The following is a 17,725-nucleotide window of genomic DNA, read 5'->3' as shown; positions in this document are numbered from 1 at the left end:
TTTGATAATAAAAAGTTGGGATTAAAGCATTTCTTTGTAAAAATTGCTATACGCTTCCGCGAAAGCATCTTTCGGGACGTAAGGTAAAAAAGGTTTTCCTGAAGTTTCAATAAATTTTGTTAAACTTGAACTTACATTTGAAGAAGCAATAATTACAGCATCCGAATGCATTACTGTTGCCTTAATAATATTCTCGTAATCAGGAGTCGAAAGCATAGCTACTTCCTCTTGAGGCACTCCATCCAGCTTTACTTTATTAATCATTTCAACATCTAAAGTCCCGTCAAAGGACTGTCCGTAAACTGAAGTAACAATTTTAGTTTCAGAAAACAAAGCTTCATTTTTATAAAAATGCTTCATATAAACAGGCAACATTGCTGCCATCCATCCATGAACATGGATAATATCAGGCACCCAATTCAGTTTTTTAACTGTCTCAACAACTCCTTTTGCAAAAAAGATAGCACGCTCATCATTATCAGGATACATCACCCCATCTTCATCTGCAAACGTAGCTTTCCTTTTGAAATACTCATCATTATCAATAAAATATACCTGAATTCTTTCTTTAGGAATAGAAGCCACCTTAATTATCAAAGGCATATCTAAGTCATTTACTACCAAATTCATTCCAGATAGACGAATTACTTCATGCAATTGGTGTCTTCTTTCATTAATATTCCCGTATCTTGGCATAAAAATCCTAATCTGTCCCCCTTGATCATTCACCATCTTAGGAACATCATAAGACATTAAAGAAACCTCATTTTCAGCTAAATAGGGAACCACTTCAGATGATACATATAATATCCTCTTATCTTTCATATTGTAATTTACTTAGTTAAGTTGGTAATAAAAACCACGCAAAATTACGAAATTTTATGCAGTTATTAACTAATATATTATGTTTGCATTTAATTTTAATAAAATAATCATGCCTATTTTCTATGGAAAAGCAGCTTTAATCGAATTTTTAAATTCCATTAAAACGCCTAATTCCACTATTGGCTTTGTTCCAACAATGGGTGCACTACACCAAGGCCACCTCTCGCTGATGCAACAATCACTAGCAGAAAACAACAATACTGTAGTAAGTATTTTTGTCAATCCTACTCAATTTAACAATCCTGAAGATTTAAAAAAATACCCAAGAACCTTAGAATTAGATACTCAAAAAATATCCGATTTAAATGCAAATATAATTGTCTATGCCCCGACAGCAGATGATATTTACGAAGGAAAAATAGTATCGCAGGATTTTGATTTTGACGGATTAGAAAATCAAATGGAAGGCAAATTCAGACCCGGTCATTTTAACGGAGTAGGAACTATCGTAAAACGTCTATTCGAAATTGTTTCACCTACCCATGCTTATTTTGGAGAAAAAGACTTCCAACAATTGCAAATTGTCAAAAAAATGGTCAGTAAAAACCATTTGGACGTAAACATCATTGGTTGTAACATTTATAGAGAAGCTAATGGCTTAGCGATGAGTTCCAGAAACGAACGTCTATCTACTTCCGAAAGAGAACAAGCATCAATTATTTACCAAACATTACTTGAGGCCAAAGAAAAATTCAAAACTCAAAACTGTATTGAAGTAAAAAAATGGGTAACAGATGTATTCGATTCCAACAGTATTTTTGATTTAGAATACTTTGAAATCGCCGACGAAGAAACCCTTATTCCTTGTGATGAGAAATCAAAAGATAAAAATTATCGCGCATTTATAGCCGTATTTGTTAATAATATTCGATTGATTGATACCATTTCACTAAAATAATTTACTTTTGTGCCATGCAAATTCAAGTTTTAAAATCAAAAATTCATCGGGTAAAAGTAACGGGAGCCGATTTAAATTATATTGGCAGCATTACCATCGATGAAACCTTATTAGAAGCTTCAAATATTATTGAAGGAGAAAAAGTATCTATTGTTAACATCAACAACGGAGAACGTTTTGACACCTACGCTATAAAAGGGGAAAGAAATTCAGGCGAAATTACACTTAATGGTCCAGCAGCTAGAAAAGTGCAAAGAGACGATATTATTATTATCATTTCTTATGCAACTATCGATTTCGAAGAAGCAAAAACCTTCCAACCCTGGATTATTTTTCCAAATGAAAATGACAATTCATTGACCTAGATTAGTATTTATAAAACACCAAATAATTGAAGCGTTTCCTAAAAGAAACGCTTCTTGTTTTTTAAGCTATATCTTACTTTGATTAAAAATTAGTATCTTGCTATTCCATTTAGAATTCTTATTTTAAAACTCCCAAATCATGAAACAAACTCTACTTTTATTCTTCTTTTGCATTTCATTATTTGCTCAAAAAACTACCGAAATAATCAAGTCTAACAAACTGGGAGAAACTCGAGAAATCATGGTCAGCCTGCCTTCTTCTTACGAAACTAGCCCTACCAAAAGATATCCTATCCTATTATTATTAGACGGAGATTATTTATTCGATCCTTTCCAGGGCGCTTTAAAATACGGCGAATATTGGGACGACTTACCTGAAACCATTATTATAGGAATCAATCAAAAAAACAGCCGCATGAACGACTGTGGTTTTGACGAAACCGAGGGAACACCAACAAAAAAATCGGCTGCTTTTTACAACTTCATTGGCGAAGAACTGATGCCTTTTATCGAAAAAAAATACCGAGTGGCTCCTTTTCGAATTATTGCCGGACATGATACCACAGCTGGTTTTTTAAATTTCTTTCTTTACAAAGAAAACTCCTTTTTTAACGCCTATATTTCATTGAGCCCTGAACTAGCTCCAGGCATGGTAAATCAAGTTGCTACGAGTTTAACCAATACTAAAAAATCGTTGTTCTACTATCAATCCTCAGCCGATGGCGATATCAAACAATTGCGTGAACCCATAGAAGAATTAGACAGCAACATAAAATCGATAACAAATCCCTTAGTCAATTACCAATACAACAAATTCAACAACGCTTCTCATTATTCGTTAGTTTTATATTCGATTCCAAATGCTTTGTACCAAATTTTCGATAGCTACAAACCTATTTCTTCGACAGAATTTTCCGAAAAAATTGTCATCTTGCCTTCTGGTTATGTGGATTATTTGATTAAGAAATACCAAACCACGACCGAAAAACTAGGTTTAAATATTCCTGTTCGAATCAATGATTTCAAGGCCATCGAAGCAGCAATTTTAAAAAACAAGGCTTATGATGAATTAGAAAAATTAGCCCAAATTGCCAGTAAAAATTACCCAAAATCAATGCTTGCCGATTACGAATTAGGTTTAATGTATGAAAAAACAGGCGATGCTAAAAAAGCTGCTAACAAATACCAACACGCATCGCAATTAGATGAAATTGGCGATTTGACTAAAGAAATGATGTACAATAAGTACGATGATATGAAAAGCTTAACCGTTAAAAAATAATGTCGAAAGTTAAAACCTCTTTTTTCTGCCAGAGTTGCGGAACATCTTACGCCAAATGGCAAGGTCAATGCAACGCCTGCAAAGAATGGAATACCATTGCCGAAGAAATCATTCAAAAACAAGATAAAGTAGCCTGGAAAAGCGAATCGGCTCCCAGCAGCAAAGCGCCAAAACCATTACGAATAAACGAAATTGATTCGACTCAGGAAATCCGAATGGACACCACTGACAACGAATTGAATCGCGTTTTAGGTGGCGGAATTGTTCCGGGATCTCTTATCCTTTTAGGCGGTGAACCAGGAATTGGAAAAAGTACACTTTTACTCCAAATTTCGTTAAAGCTACCGTATAAAACCTTATATGTTTCGGGCGAGGAAAGTCAGAAGCAAATAAAAATGCGCGCCGAAAGAATCACACCAAGTAGTGATAATTGCTACATTTTGACAGAAACCAAAACCCAAAACATCTTTAAACAAATTGAAGCCATTGAACCCGAAATCGTGATTATCGATTCAATTCAAACCCTTCATACCGATTATATCGAATCCACTGCGGGAAGCATTTCTCAAATTAGAGAAACTACTGCCGAGTTAATCAAGTTTGCCAAAGAAACTAATATTCCCGTGATTCTAATTGGTCACATTACTAAAGACGGAAATATTGCAGGACCAAAAATCCTGGAACACATGGTTGATACCGTTTTGCAATTTGAAGGCGATCGAAACCACGTATACCGTATTTTGCGTTCGCATAAAAACCGTTTTGGTTCTACTGCCGAAATTGGGATTTACGAAATGCTGGGCAGCGGGTTAAGAGAAGTTTCGAATCCATCGGAAATATTAATTTCGCACAAAGACGAAGAATTATCAGGAACAGCCATTGCCACCACACTTGAAGGCATGCGCCCATTGATGATTGAAATTCAATCCTTGGTCAGCACTGCGGTTTATGGAACACCACAACGCAGCACCACAGGTTATAATGCCAAAAGACTGAATATGATTCTGGCCGTATTGGAAAAAAGAGCTGGTTTCCGCCTGGGAGCCAAAGATGTTTTCCTGAATGTAACCGGAGGGATTTCAGTAGATGATCCCGCCATTGATTTAGCCGTGGTAGCCGCTATTCTATCCTCCAATGAAGACATTCCTGTGAATAAGGATTTTTGTTTTGCTGGCGAAGTCGGACTTTCAGGCGAAATCCGTCCTGTAAACCGCGTTGACCAACGTATCCAAGAAGCCGAAAAACTTGGATTTTCTACCATTTTTGTATCCAAATACAATAAAATAGCCTTGAAAAACACAGGAATTAAAATTGAATTAGTCGCTAAAATTGAAGATGTGGCAGCTATGCTTTTTGGGTAAAATTAAGACTAAAGGAATGAATTATGAGATATGAATTACTTACAGATTTAGGAGGTTTCCTTTGGTGGTTATTAATTAAATTTTGTAAAACAAATTTAGAAGAAGAACAATCTAAGAATAGATGGAGTCGAAATATTTTTTTTCTTATCATAATAGGCCTGATTTTAAGTTTTATAACTGCTAAATTCTTCTAGCAACCTATTTTTAAAATTCATCTAATTAATTGAACACAAAAATCCTGCATTTTTTATTTAACTCGAATTCGGAAAATCACAAAAAAACCAGTATTTACAAGGATTCCCTATTTGACTGGGATTCGAAAAACTAATACCAAAGATGTCACAAGCGATTTTCTTAGGTAAATTAAAGTAACAGCATAACATAAACAACCCTTTCAAATTAGTTTTGAAAAGGCTGTTTATGTTTAATTAAATCCTTAGATATCCATCCAATCTTTAATAGTCATATTGTAACTTCTCCCAGAAGTAATGCTAGTTTTTCTATTATTATTTAAAGTAATCACAAAACGACTGTTAAAGTACTTTTGAACGTCCAACACTTGATTTTTATTTAGAATTACCGAACGATGCACCCGTATAAATGCTTGCGGCAATTTTATTTCTAAATGTGACAGCGATTGCTCAATCAAATGATTTTCTTTATTAGTATAAACCGTCACATATTTTTCATCGGCTTCAAAATGGCTTACCTCATCCAGTTTTATAAAAATGAGTTTATCCCCTTTTTTGACCGTAATCGAAGTCATCTTTTTTTCTTCTTTTTGCTCATAAAAAGCCTTTAAAACCGACTTAATTGTTGCCATCGAAAGATTGTTTTTGAAAGTAGTGAGTTTCTCTACTGTTTGCTGCAAACGTTCCAAACGAACGGGTTTTAACAAATAATCAATGCTATTGGTTTCAAAAGCTTTCAAAGAATATTGGTCGAAAGCGGTACAGAAAATCACAATAGGTATTTTATCCAAACGCTCCAATACTTCAAAACCATTCCATCCTGGCATTTCGATATCCAAAAAAATAACATCGGGTTGCAACTGATTGATTTTCTCCACAGCTTCGATTCCGTTTTTAACTTCATCCACCACCCGAAAAGTTTCCGGAAAATTCTCCAGCAATTGATACAAGCGCGCTCTTGCTGGCGGTTCGTCGTCAATAATCAATGTTGTATAGGCTTGATTCATCTCTAATAAAACGTTATTGATTAGAAGCTTTTAAAAAGCTATTAAGTTCATTTTGAAAACTACTTATTCCTAAATTATAAAAACAGTAATTATCATTAAGCACCTTTCCGTTTTTGTCAATAACAACACTTCTCGGTATACCATTAAATTTGAATAACTCTCGAAGGTATTGAAAATCGTCTGTGTGTACCACAAACGTATTTTTGAGTTCTTGTTCTTTCACGAATTTGCGGTAATTTTCTGTTGGAGATGCTGCATCTTCGGTGATGAAAACAAATTCAAAATTTTTATTCCCTTCATATTTTTTACGTATTTCTTTCATACTCATAATCCCTGCTACACAAGGACCACAGCTAGTTGCCCAAAAATCGACAAGGACTATTTTCCCTTTAAACGGAGCTATAATTTTATTAAAAATATCGGTAGATTTCCCAGGTGGCAAGTCATAAGCCACTTCTTTCGAGAAAGGAAAAACTTTATTAAAAACCCGATCTCCCTCGTTGATTAAGAATGGGTTTATAATTTCTTTTTGTAAAGTTTCCCAATAATCGAGGGCTAATTCTTTATTTGTTTTTGTATACTCGTTACCCACACTTTTAACAAAATCAAAATCTCCATAAAGTGACCTAATTTTTATAATATCATAAACCAAGTTCTTTTTCAAGCCAAAGACGTTAGTCATTATTGAGTCTTTGGCTTTCCAATTTTCCATCAAAACATCTTTGAATTGGGATTCTGGTTCTACTCGATGTCGTGGATATTTAATTAAATAAGCGCTTTCAATACCTCGATACTTATTATAATAAGCATTCATTTTATTTTTATGTTCATTAATGAATTTTTTGGTCATTTTACTTGCATTTTCTTCCATAAAAAGATAAATATCTTTGTCTTCTTTTGGAAAATCAATTCCTTCTTCTTCCATGTATTCCAGAAACGTTTTTTCAGATTTCCATGACACGCTGTAGTGTTTCATATTTGATCTCAAAGGCTTGCAAAATTCAAATTGGTTCACAAAAACACGAAATTGACCAGACACCAACATACTTTGTTGATTTAAAGGAAGTTCTTTTAGAAAGTCATAATATTGATTCGCATCTTGCTTATTTGCATTAGGAATTGTCAAATCATCAACAAAATCAAACAGACGATTAGTTCTTTCTATGAGAATATTATTTTTTAAAATTGCTTCCGCTTTAATACTAATCAACATGTCTTTACTATATTTAGACACACTTTCTAAACTTTCTTTATATAAATTTAGAGTTTCTTTTTTGTAATCCTCTTGTGAGAGACTTTTGCTTTTTTCAAAAAAGGCATCGTAGTCAATTTTTGGTTTTTCAAAACCAGCTATATCTTCATTTACTTTTGCCAAAGGCCCTTTGAAATATGCTTTTGCCAAATCGCCGTAATCTAGTTTTTTAACTGAATCCCAATCCAATACCATTGAGAGTGTTTGGCCTGGCTCAATATAAAATGGAATCCGTTTATTTTCTATACCCAAGAAGTAATGTTTAGGCATTATCAAGGGTATATTCCCTTCAAAACGCCCATCAGGATGAATTTGTATTACTATAGGAGTATCTTCATTTGTTATTTCGTTGTTAACATAAACTATTCCTGTTGAAAATCCCAAACTTACTTCATAGCCCTTAATGAAGCCCACCAGACGACCACTGGCTTTGTTGAAAAAATTGGGCGAATCAAAATCGGCAATGGGTTTAGTTTTTACTTTTGCCAATTCCGCATCTATCCATTTGGTTACATTTTTTGGGATGTTAGCTTCATTCGTTTTTATTGGATTTATAGCCATTCCAATCGGAAAATTATTGATATCGCCCGTTATTACTTTTGTTTGAGCATTGGCTGTGGGAATCAGCAAGGGCGATATAACAAATAACAGTGATAGGAATAAGTTTTTAAATTTCATTTTAAAAAAATTGAGTGGTCTAATTTAAGAATTAATTCTGTAGTACTAGTATTATTTTTTAGTATATATTCAAAAGTTCATAGGCATTTCAAAACACCATTATTATTCACCTCAACCTTCATAAAACTGGATTATACTAGAACATTTTACCAAAAGGAAATATGTCTTTACAACATGATATAGATTGTAATTTCTTTTTGTGGTTGATTGTACCAACTCATTACAGCTTTGTCTCCGTAACTGAATCGCAACAAATCATAGACTGTTTGCAAACCGTGCCCGCTGACCAATCCTTCTGGAAAATCGGGGCCGTTGTCCTGCACCGAAATTAAAATACTATTGTCTTTCTTTTTTACTTTCAAGATAATTTCTCCTTGTCCTTCTATTTTAGAAATACCGTGTTTTATGGCATTTTCGACTAAAGGCTGCAAAATAAACATCGGGATTTCTACCTCCAACAAATCAGATTCTACATCGATATTGAAATTCAAACGATCACCAAAACGAATTTGTTCAATTTCTAAATAATTTCGAACCAAATATATCTCATCTCCTAATGTGTTCACTTTTTTCTCTTTTTGGTTGATGCTGTGACGAAACAAATCCGACAAGGACAAAGCCATTTTTTCAGTTTTATCTGCATCAGTATGTGCTAAACTGGCGATGGAATTCAACGCATTATACAAAAAATGCGGATTGATTTGCGATTGCAACATTTTGACTTCGGCTTGGGCTTTAGCTTCCTTCAAACGGCTCAACTCTAGGTCTTTTTCCTTGACCAAAGATTCTGAAAAATGATTCAAATACAGCAATAATCCTCTTCCAATTGCTAATCCAAGCACAAATAAAAGATAAGGAAACATCGTTTCAACCATCCCTTCTTGTCCCCAATTAAGGATCACTATCAATGACATTGGCAGTATAAACGTGATAAAGGTAAAACTTACTTTCAAAATCAATTGGTAGCTAAAATTTTCATTCCCTTTTAGACAAATTTTCTCTGATCCCCATAAAAAAAAGGACATTAAGATAGAAACTACAATGGCTAGCGGTATTTGAAAAAAAATATGGCTTTTCAAACCAATAACTGAATTAAAGCTCGTCAGGTAAGAAGCGAGATTGACAAAATTTATAAAATATAACAATATCAAAAAAATGGGAAATAAATAATTGAGATACGAATATTTGAATTTATTGTTTTGAAAATAACTGAACATTAAAATAAAAGCTACTATACCTACACCAATAATAATTCCCCAAACTTTAAATTCATGCATTTTTTTATTGGTAAAACTGCTTGCATAACGCCAAGGATAATTGACATACATATACTCCCTGAATTGTTCTACGAAATCATCGGAATATAATTTTTGCAATAAAAATTGATCTAACTGATTAAATCTTGTTTGATCTGGAAGAAAATCTGGAGTTTCAAAAATTCCCTTTCTATCGTATTGAATTGGATATTGTTTATCAGGATTAATGTAACAAAGTGTTCGAAGAATCTCATATTGAATATTTCGCTTTCTTTTTTCATAAGGAATCACTTTGTTGAAACTAAAAATGATACTGTTTTCGTTATGAATGGACCCTCCATATTTAGTGAACTCAGTTCTATAAATTTTATTCTTACCATCAATACTTACAGTGTGAAAGGCAAAGGGAGCATTAGGCATTCTATCTTCGAAATTAAGTTTTATTGTATTAACTCTTAATTCATAAACAGAAATACCTTTAATTTTTTTGTTGTAATCTGCTATTTGTAGATCACCATAATTCTTATCAGTAAAATTATTAAAATAATCAATGGTTTTATTAGGCAGAATAGTCCTCAGCTCTTTTATTATTTCTTCAACGGCAAGACTGTCTTGTTTTGTGGCATTGGTCAAATCTATTAGAATTGGTTCTTTCAGTTTATACACGTTTTCTGTTTCCCCGTCGAATAGTCGGTCTTTTACATATTCCCAGTTTTTGTTTTTAGGATTTGGATTTTTGCTGTTTTCAATGGCAATTTTCATACTCAAAGATTGATCATCTTTAGAAACAACAACAAAACTGGTAATTACCAGAATCAGGATTAATGCGATTAGTTTTTTCATAATTTATGGATTGGTTTAATTATTTAGCAAATGAACTAAACCAAGCCATTTGAAAAAACATTTTTCCGACGAACTGCAATTAGGCATTATGAGCTGCACTTTTGCTGTAATACAACGCTATTATTAAACATCAGCAATTTATATTAATCTGAACACATTTTTTTAAAACAACCAAAAAACTTTCTTACAAAAACAATAGAGGTTTTTAAATCACTAAGACTTTATTAAACTTTAGATAAAGAACATTCATTGAACAAAAAAGTTATTATTTTAGCCAGCTGCCTAAATACTCTAAATATTCATGAAAACGGGAAAACAAAAGATAATCTTAGTTGCAAAAATAGTTGTTGCCTTTATAGCAATCGCTGTTATTGGGATTTTCAGTTTTAGAGAAACGCTTTTACAGCAAATTATTGCCAAAACAACGACCAAAATGGAAGTGGACTACAACAGTCGTTTTTTGGTAAAAAAAGCCAGTTTCGAAGGACTTTCAGGCATCAATCTAACCGATATTACGTTAGTTCCCCACAACGCTGACACCTTGTTCAAAATCCAAAAAATGAGAACCAGCGTCAATATTTGGCGTTTGTTAGTTGGCGATGTACAATTAGGAACTTTAGAAATCAAAAATGGCTTTGTTCAGCTAACTAAAAAAGGGGAAGTGAAGAATTTTGCTGCTTTTTTAAAAAGAAACAAAGACGAGGAAAACACAACTAATAAAAGAGATTATGCTGCTTTTGCGTACCGCATTATTTCGAGAGTACTGAATCTAATTCCGACAGATATGGATGTCGAAAACCTGAAATTCAAACTTGACGACAATGGTAAAAAAGCCACTATCGACATTAAAAAATTAGTATTAGCAAATAAAGAACTCGAAACTTCGATTCATGTAAAAACCAATACTTTTGCCCAGCGCTGGAAAATAAAAGGTTTTGCTGATCCTCGAAATAAAAAAGCCGATATTCGATTCTTCAACATCGATACCGGTGCAATTAAAGTCCCGTATTTTGACGAGCGCTACAAGCTTATTTCAAGTTTTGATTCCATTCGATTAAATGTCGAAAACATTGATAAAAGTGGCGGGGAATTGCATATAGACGGCTTTGCTTCTATTGCCAATTTAAAAATCAATCATGCAAAAATTGCTAGAAAAGATGTGCTGATTAAAAACTCCCGTTTTGATTATCGCTTGCTTTTAAGTTCTGATTTTGTTTCAGTCGACAGTAGTTCTACGGTGCAATTCAATAAAGTAAAATTCCATCCTTATTTGGCTTACGAAACCGAAGAAGACACCATTTACAAACTCAAAGTCAACATCCCAAAAATGAAAGCGCAGGATTTTATTTCCTCGCTTCCTGATGGCTTGTTTACTCATTTTCAAGGTATGGAAGCCGAAGGAACTTTTGATTATAATTTGGATTTCAAATACAACAAAAACAAACCAAACGATTTGGTTTTCAACAACAATCTAAAGAAAGAAAACTTAAAAATCACCAAATATGGCGAGGCAAATTTGAATAAACTCAATGGCGAATTCATCTATCGCGCCATTATACAAGACGTATTGCAACGACCAATTCTTGTTGGCGCAGCCAATTCAAATTACACCCCTTTAGACCAAATTTCGCCTTATTTAAGAAAATGTGTGTTGACTACCGAAGACCCTTCATTCTTTTCGCATCATGGTTTTATCAATGAAGCTTTCAAACAATCTATTGTAAAAAATATCAGAACTAAGAAATTTAGTCGTGGTGCCAGCACCATTAGCATGCAATTAATCAAAAACGTTTTCCTGACCAGAGAAAAAACCTTGTCTAGAAAACTGGAAGAAATTCTGTTAGTTTACATCTTAGAAAACAATCGAATTGTAAGCAAAGAGCGCATGCTGGAAGTGTATTTTAATATTATCGAATGGGGGCCAAATGTATACGGAATTGGCGAAGCAAGTCAGTTTTATTTCCAGAAACCCCCTGCCGATTTAACTTTTAATGAATGTTTGTATCTGGCTCGAATTATTCCTAGCCCTAAAAAATTCATGTATCAGTTTAATGACGAAGGAAACCTAAGAGAATCAGCAGCACAACAAGTTTCTTATTTAACTAATTTAATGATTCGAAGAGGATTGTTAACCATAGACGACACTATTTTCAAAAGTCAACCTACGATTCTAACTGGACCAGCCAAATCTTATCTTAACATAAAAGTAAAAGATACTACGGTGGTTGATTCTTTATTAGTAAAAGAGGAATTTGAATTTTAATATTTAACCACGAAGTTCACAAAGTCCTTCGACAAACATAGGATGACACACAAAGCTCACTAAGATTTTTTAATATAAATCATTAAAAAAATTACCGCAGATTCGCAGATTATAAATTATAATCTGCGAATCTGTGGTAATTTTTTTTGAATTTTCCTTTGTGTTCTTTGCGAAAAAACTTTGCTCTCTTTGCGGTTAAGTAAAATTATAATTTACGGTGAGAAAAAATTAAGGCGCAGGATCAGGAACAATAGCATGAACTGCATCTATTTCACTAATAATTTCATCTGACAGCACAACATCAATCGAACCAATATTTTCTTTTAATTGTCCCAAAGTAGTTGCTCCAATAATATTACTACTCACAAAAGATTGTTGATTTACAAAAGCCAAAGCCATCTGCGCTAACGACAAACCATTCTTTGTTGCAATTTCACTGTACAATTTAGTAGCCTGAGTACACTCTGCACTATTGTATCTTGAAAACTGTGGGAACAATCTAATTCTGGCATTTGGATGTTCGAAGCCAGTTAAAAACTTCCCTGACAAAACCCCAAAAGCCAATGGCGAATAAGCCAATAAACCTACATTTTCTCTGATACAAATTTCGGCTGAACCACCTTCAAAAAGTCTGTTTAAAAGAGAATACGGATTTTGAACGGTCTTGATTTTCGGCAAATTTTTATATTTGCTTTCTTCCAGAAAACGCATAATTCCCCAAGGTGTTTCATTTGAAAGTCCGATATGTTTAATCTTTCCTTCTTTGATAAAACCTTCTAAGGTTTCCAAGACCAATTGGATATTGTCTTCCCAAATATCTTCTTGCACTTTAAAGCCACGCTGTCCAAAAAAATTGGTTTTTCGCTCCGGCCAGTGCAATTGGTACACATCAATATAATCGGTTTGTAAGCGCTGTAAACTTTTATCTAAAGCATGTTTGATACTGGCAGGCGAAAAATCATTCTTTTCACGCATGTAAGTAAAATTAGGATTAGGTCCTGCAATTTTTGAAGCCAAAACAATTTCTTCCCTTTTTCCTGATTTTTTAAACCAGGTTCCTAGAATCTTCTCGGTACTTCCATAGGTTCCTTCATGTGCTGGCACCGAATACATTTCGGCGGTATCAAAAAAATTAACACCGTTGGCTACTGCATAATCCATTTGAGTGTGTCCATCGGCTTCAGTATTTTGTTGCCCAAAAGTCATTGTTCCAAGGCATATTTTACTCACTTTTAAATCGGTATCGGGTAAAGTAGTGTATTCCATTGTCGAATTTTAAAAATTAAAAAAATAAAGTTACAAAGATTTGCATGAACTATTCAAATCAAAAAAGGTTCAAAGCATTGCTTCAAACCTTTTTAACTTTTATTTAAAAATGCCTAGTTGATTTCGTTCAACATTTCGGCAATTTCGTCTAATCTTGGAGTTAATATAATTTCGATTCTACGATTTTTTGCTTTTCCGTCGGCAGTTTCATTAGTAGCTAAAGGCGAAAACTCTCCTCTTCCCGCAGCAGTCAAACTCTTTTTATTGATAACTTTATTTTCGCTCAAAATACCTACAATAGCCGTCGCTCTTTTAGTCGATAAATCCCAGTTATCAGCAATTGGCCCTGAACCTCCATAAGGGTCATTATCAGTATGTCCTTCGATAAGTACTGAAATATCTGGATTATCACCCAAAACTTTTCCTAACTCTACCACTGCTTTTTTTCCTTCAGAACTTACTGCCCAACTACCGGAATTAAACAACAATTTGTTTTCCATAGAGACGTAAACTTTTCCGTTTTTTTGCTCTACTGTCAAACCTTTACCTTCAAATCCATTTAAGGCTTTCGACAAAGTTTCTTTTAATTTTCGCATTGTCGCTTCTTTGGCAGCAATCATATCTTCTAATTCTTTCAAACGTTGTGCGTTTTTATTCAAACGTTCTTGTTCGATTGACAAAGCTTTTCCTTTTGCTTCTAATTCAGCTAATAAATCACGGTTTTTCTTCAAATTAGACTGCAAAGCATCGTTACTGTTTTTCTCTAAGGCACTATACGAATCTTGTAAAAGAGCCATTTTTTCGTTCAATGCTTTTTGTTCAGCTGTCAATTTATCACGCTCTGATTTTAGCTTACTCAAATCATTTTTTAAAGCATCACGATCTAATCCTAATTGATTTTTATCTTTTAAAAGATCGGCATTTTCATCAGACAAGCTTCTGTTTTCTTTCTTCAAATCGGTATACTTATTTTCTAAATCGGTGTATATTTTTTTCGAAACACAAGAAGTCGAAAGTGCTAAAACTAATAAGCCTAAGGAGATTTTTTTTATCATTTTTATTTAATTTTATTTGAACCTAATTGTTTTTTTGACATTGTCATTGATATTGCAATTGACATTGATTTATTCTATATCTACAAGAACGGGACAATGATCGGAATGTTTTGCTTCGGGCAAGATAAGCGCTTTCTTGATTCGGTCTCTCAATGGCTCACTCACCAAACAATAATCAATACGCCAACCTTTATTATCTGCTCTTGCTGTTTTTACACGAACGGTCCACCAGGTGTAATTATCTGGCTCTTTGTTTAGATGACGAAAACTATCAATAAATCCGTTTTTCAAAAAAGCATCCAGCCAAGCGCGTTCTGCCGGAAGAAAACCCGATACTTTAGCATTCCTAATTGGATCATGAATATCTATAGCTTCGTGACAAATATTGTAATCACCACAAATAACAAGATTCGGAATTTCCTGCTTCAAATTAGTAATGTAAGCCTGAAAATCGTCCATAAACATAAATTTATGACTCAGTCTTTCAATATTTGTACCTGAAGGCAAATAAAGACTCATTACCGAAAAATCATCAAAATCAATGCGAACATTTCGTCCTTCGAAGTCCATGTGCTCAATTCCTGTGCCATAAACTACGTTATTGGGTTTAATTTTTGATAAAATAGCCACTCCACTATAGCCTTTTTTGGTAGCTGGAAACCAATAATGATAAGGATAACCCGCTAATTCAAAGTCCAACAACGGAAGTTGCTCCGGCGTAGCCTTAATTTCCTGAAGACAAACCACATCAGGTTTTGCCTGATCTAACCAATTAATAAATCCTTTTGAAATTGCTGCCCGAATTCCATTGACATTATAAGATACAATTCTCATCTAATTTGTTTTTTGATTTCCAAAAATACTAAAAAATAAAACGGCTAGGCTACAAAAAATTTAAAATCAAATAAGGCTCATAGCCGGATAATGGAGTTTTTTTCTATCTTTGTTTTTCTCTCAAAAAACAAAAAATAAATGGGTTTAGTTACCGCTAAAGAAGTTGCAAAAGCAATTAATGTTGAGAAATACGGGGTCTTAGGGACTTTTTCCGGTTGGTTATTAATGAAAGTTCTGAAGATTTCTACACTAAATAAAGTTTATAATCGCAACAAACATTTAAAAGAAATTGATTTCTTAAATGGAATTGTTGATGATTTACAAATAAAATTTGAAATCCCAGAAGAAGACTATAAACGCTTACCTAAAGAGGGAGCTTATATCACCATTTCTAATCATCCATTAGGAGGAATAGATGGTCTTTTATTATTGAAATTAATGCTGGAAAGAGAGCCTAATTTTAAGATTATCGCTAATTTTCTATTGCACCGAATTGAGCCCATAAAGCAATATATTATGCCCGTGAATCCTTTTGAAAATCATAAGGATGTAAAATCCAGCGTTTTAGGAATCAAAGAAACTTTGCGCCATTTAAGTGACGGAAAGCCTCTGGGAATGTTTCCTGCGGGAGAAGTTTCCAGCTATAAAGACGGACAACTAGTTGTTGACAAACCATGGGAAGAAGGTGCTATCAAAGTAATTAGAAAAGCACAAGTGCCTGTTGTGCCTATTTATTTTCATGCTAAAAATAGCCAACTTTTTTATCTTCTGTCTAAAATTAGCGGGACTTTGCGTACGGCAAAGTTACCTTCTGAAGTTTTTAGTCAAAAAAATCGTGTGATTAAAGTTAGAATTGGAAAACCTATTTCGGTTGCAGAACAAAATGAATATGAAAGCATTGAAGCCTATTCCGAATTCTTGAGAAAGAAAACCTATATGCTTGCTAATCCTTTCGAAAAAGAAAACAAGCTACTCACTCCTGCTAATCTAAAAATCACTAGAAATCCTAAAGAAATTGCAACTCCTGCCAATGGAGAAAAAATAATTTCAGAAGTAAAAGCCTTGAGAGATACTGATTGCAGACTTCTACAAAGCAAGAACTACGAAGTGTTTTTTGCCGGAGCAAATAAAATTCCGAATGTCTTACATGAAATTGGTCGTTTACGTGAAATCACCTTTAGAGAAGTAGGTGAAGGAACCAATGAATCTATCGATTTAGACAAATTTGACAAATACTACCACCATCTCTTTTTATGGGATGATGAAGCGCAAAAAATTGCGGGTGCCTATAGAATGGGATTGGGTTCTGAAATTTATCCAGCGCATGGCATCGATGGTTTTTATCTTAACGATTTGTTTCGTTTTGAACCTGAATTATTTGAAATGATGCATCAATCCATTGAAATGGGACGTGCGTTTATCATCAAAGAATACCAACAAAAACCAATGCCGCTGTTCCTTCTTTGGAAAGGAATCATCCATACTACATTGCGTTTCCCTGAACACAAATATCTTTTAGGTGGTGTAAGTATCAGTAATCAATTTTCTGATTTCTCGAAATCTTTAATGATTGAATTCATGAAATCCAATTATTATGATCCTTATATCGCACAATACATTCATCCGAAAAAAGCCTATAAAGTAAAACTTAAAGATGCCGACAAAGATTTCATCTTTAATGAAACCGAAGCCGACTTGAATAAGTTTGACAAAATTATTGATGAATTAGAACCTGGTATTTTACGTTTGCCTGTATTGATTAAAAAATACATCAAACAAAATGCAAAAGTAGTTGCTTTCAATGTCGACCCTTTGTTTAACAATGCAGTTGATGGCTTGATGTACATTAGAATTGCCGATATTCCAGAAAGCACCATGAAACCGGTAATGGAAGAATTCCAAGCGGAACTGGAACGAAAATTCAACGAAAAAGGAGAATTATAATCCTTTCTTCATACCAATAAAAAAGTCGCGTATTATCTCTAAAATAATACGCGGCTTTTTTAGTTTTTAAAACCACGGTTTTCTCCCTATTTGGTAAGTTCTGAAAAATTCCTCATCTGATTTTGTCAAATAGATAATTCCTTCTATAAGCCCTAGTAATCCTGTTATTGCACCAAAACTAATCAGACTTAGAAACAGCCAAAATACACCTTCTTTAGTAGGCACATTCAGAAGTAAGTTAACTTTTGAGTAAAAAATAAAAAAATGACCGATTTTGATTTTTCAATCTTGGTCATTTTGATTTTTCGAGGTTCTTCATGGATTTTTTTAGGTTGAAAAATAGAT

Annotated in this window: 13 protein-coding genes; 6 read left to right on the top strand and 7 right to left on the bottom strand. The window is 33.7% G+C overall.

Annotated elements, in window-relative coordinates; genetic code table 11:
- Positions 1-21 precede the first annotated feature (21 nt).
- Entirely contained in the window at positions 22-825 is an 804-nt protein-coding gene (locus GTZ96_RS15455; protein ID WP_161644813.1) for a glycogen/starch synthase, read from the bottom strand.
- Between the two features lie 79 nt (positions 826-904).
- Between GTZ96_RS15455 and panC the strand changes: the two genes are divergently transcribed.
- From panC to radA, 4 genes are all read left to right on the top strand, one after another.
- On the top strand, positions 905-1,783 hold the full coding sequence (panC, locus tag GTZ96_RS15450) for a pantoate--beta-alanine ligase (RefSeq protein WP_161644812.1): 879 nt from the start codon (positions 905-907) through the stop codon (positions 1,781-1,783).
- Positions 1,784-1,797: 14 nt separating this feature from the next.
- Positions 1,798-2,148 (top strand): aspartate 1-decarboxylase, encoded by a 351-nt coding sequence (gene panD / locus GTZ96_RS15445; RefSeq protein WP_128193109.1) that lies wholly within the window; start codon positions 1,798-1,800, stop codon positions 2,146-2,148.
- A gap of 139 nt (positions 2,149-2,287) precedes the next feature.
- Positions 2,288-3,430 (top strand): alpha/beta hydrolase, encoded by a 1,143-nt coding sequence (locus tag GTZ96_RS15440; RefSeq protein ID WP_161644811.1) that lies wholly within the window; start codon positions 2,288-2,290, stop codon positions 3,428-3,430.
- Positions 3,430-4,791 carry a DNA repair protein RadA gene (gene radA, locus GTZ96_RS15435; RefSeq protein ID WP_161644810.1) on the top strand — a complete coding sequence of 454 codons (1,362 nt, stop codon included), beginning with the start codon at positions 3,430-3,432 and terminating at the stop codon, positions 4,789-4,791. The genes GTZ96_RS15440 and radA overlap by 1 nt, the downstream gene beginning before the upstream one ends.
- A gap of 436 nt (positions 4,792-5,227) precedes the next feature.
- Here radA and GTZ96_RS15430 read toward each other — a convergent pair whose 3' ends face one another.
- The 3 genes from GTZ96_RS15430 to GTZ96_RS15420 form a co-directional block, all read right to left on the bottom strand.
- Positions 5,228-5,989, bottom strand: coding sequence for a LytR/AlgR family response regulator transcription factor (locus GTZ96_RS15430; protein WP_161644809.1), 762 nt, complete (start codon positions 5,987-5,989; stop codon positions 5,228-5,230).
- Positions 5,990-6,002: 13 nt separating this feature from the next.
- Positions 6,003-7,919, bottom strand: coding sequence for a TlpA family protein disulfide reductase (locus tag GTZ96_RS15425; RefSeq protein ID WP_161644808.1), 1,917 nt, complete (start codon positions 7,917-7,919; stop codon positions 6,003-6,005).
- Positions 7,920-8,086: 167 nt separating this feature from the next.
- The gene (locus GTZ96_RS15420; protein ID WP_161644807.1) at positions 8,087-10,018 is read right to left on the bottom strand and encodes a sensor histidine kinase; all 1,932 of its coding nucleotides are present in this window, start codon (positions 10,016-10,018) and stop codon (positions 8,087-8,089) included.
- Positions 10,019-10,319: 301 nt separating this feature from the next.
- Between GTZ96_RS15420 and GTZ96_RS15415 the strand changes: the two genes are divergently transcribed.
- Positions 10,320-12,281 (top strand): transglycosylase domain-containing protein, encoded by a 1,962-nt coding sequence (locus tag GTZ96_RS15415; protein WP_161644806.1) that lies wholly within the window; start codon positions 10,320-10,322, stop codon positions 12,279-12,281.
- 228 nt (positions 12,282-12,509) lie between these two features.
- On the opposite strand, the gene GTZ96_RS15410 is transcribed toward GTZ96_RS15415, so the two are convergent.
- The 3 genes from GTZ96_RS15410 to GTZ96_RS15400 all read right to left on the bottom strand — a co-directional run bounded on the left by GTZ96_RS15410 (position 12,510) and on the right by GTZ96_RS15400 (position 15,436).
- Complete coding sequence (locus tag GTZ96_RS15410; protein WP_161644805.1) at positions 12,510-13,547, bottom strand: aldo/keto reductase; 1,038 nt, start codon at positions 13,545-13,547, stop codon at positions 12,510-12,512.
- A 113-nt stretch (positions 13,548-13,660) separates the two neighbouring features.
- Positions 13,661-14,602 (bottom strand): OmpA/MotB family protein, encoded by a 942-nt coding sequence (locus GTZ96_RS15405; protein ID WP_161644804.1) that lies wholly within the window; start codon positions 14,600-14,602, stop codon positions 13,661-13,663.
- Between the two features lie 69 nt (positions 14,603-14,671).
- Positions 14,672-15,436 carry an exodeoxyribonuclease III gene (locus GTZ96_RS15400; protein WP_161644803.1) on the bottom strand — a complete coding sequence of 255 codons (765 nt, stop codon included), beginning with the start codon at positions 15,434-15,436 and terminating at the stop codon, positions 14,672-14,674.
- Positions 15,437-15,574: 138 nt separating this feature from the next.
- Between GTZ96_RS15400 and GTZ96_RS15395 the strand changes: the two genes are divergently transcribed.
- Positions 15,575-17,380: a GNAT family N-acyltransferase gene (locus GTZ96_RS15395; RefSeq protein ID WP_161644802.1), complete on the top strand. Its 1,806-nt coding sequence runs from the start codon at positions 15,575-15,577 to the stop codon at positions 17,378-17,380.
- Positions 17,381-17,725 lie beyond the last annotated feature (345 nt).

It is taken from the genome of Flavobacterium undicola (assembly GCF_009909155.2).
Taxonomy (GTDB): Bacteria; Bacteroidota; Bacteroidia; order Flavobacteriales; family Flavobacteriaceae; genus Flavobacterium; species Flavobacterium undicola.
This window is presented reverse-complemented; position numbering and strand designations above follow the sequence as displayed.

Bases quoted from the DNA above. Each gene is read 5' to 3' on its own strand.
- GTZ96_RS15455 (WP_161644813.1), bottom strand. From the start codon at position 825: ATGAAAGATAAGAGGATATTATATGTATCATCTGAAGTGGTTCCCTAT.
- panC (WP_161644812.1), top strand. From the start codon at position 905: ATGTTTGCATTTAATTTTAATAAAATAATCATGCCTATTTTCTATGGA.
- panD (WP_128193109.1), top strand. From the start codon at position 1,798: ATGCAAATTCAAGTTTTAAAATCAAAAATTCATCGGGTAAAAGTAACG.
- GTZ96_RS15440 (WP_161644811.1), top strand. From the start codon at position 2,288: ATGAAACAAACTCTACTTTTATTCTTCTTTTGCATTTCATTATTTGCT.
- radA (WP_161644810.1), top strand. From the start codon at position 3,430: ATGTCGAAAGTTAAAACCTCTTTTTTCTGCCAGAGTTGCGGAACATCT.
- GTZ96_RS15430 (WP_161644809.1), bottom strand. From the start codon at position 5,989: ATGAATCAAGCCTATACAACATTGATTATTGACGACGAACCGCCAGCA.
- GTZ96_RS15425 (WP_161644808.1), bottom strand. From the start codon at position 7,919: ATGAAATTTAAAAACTTATTCCTATCACTGTTATTTGTTATATCGCCC.
- GTZ96_RS15420 (WP_161644807.1), bottom strand. From the start codon at position 10,018: ATGAAAAAACTAATCGCATTAATCCTGATTCTGGTAATTACCAGTTTT.
- GTZ96_RS15415 (WP_161644806.1), top strand. From the start codon at position 10,320: ATGAAAACGGGAAAACAAAAGATAATCTTAGTTGCAAAAATAGTTGTT.
- GTZ96_RS15410 (WP_161644805.1), bottom strand. From the start codon at position 13,547: ATGGAATACACTACTTTACCCGATACCGATTTAAAAGTGAGTAAAATA.
- GTZ96_RS15405 (WP_161644804.1), bottom strand. From the start codon at position 14,602: ATGATAAAAAAAATCTCCTTAGGCTTATTAGTTTTAGCACTTTCGACT.
- GTZ96_RS15400 (WP_161644803.1), bottom strand. From the start codon at position 15,436: ATGAGAATTGTATCTTATAATGTCAATGGAATTCGGGCAGCAATTTCA.
- GTZ96_RS15395 (WP_161644802.1), top strand. From the start codon at position 15,575: ATGGGTTTAGTTACCGCTAAAGAAGTTGCAAAAGCAATTAATGTTGAG.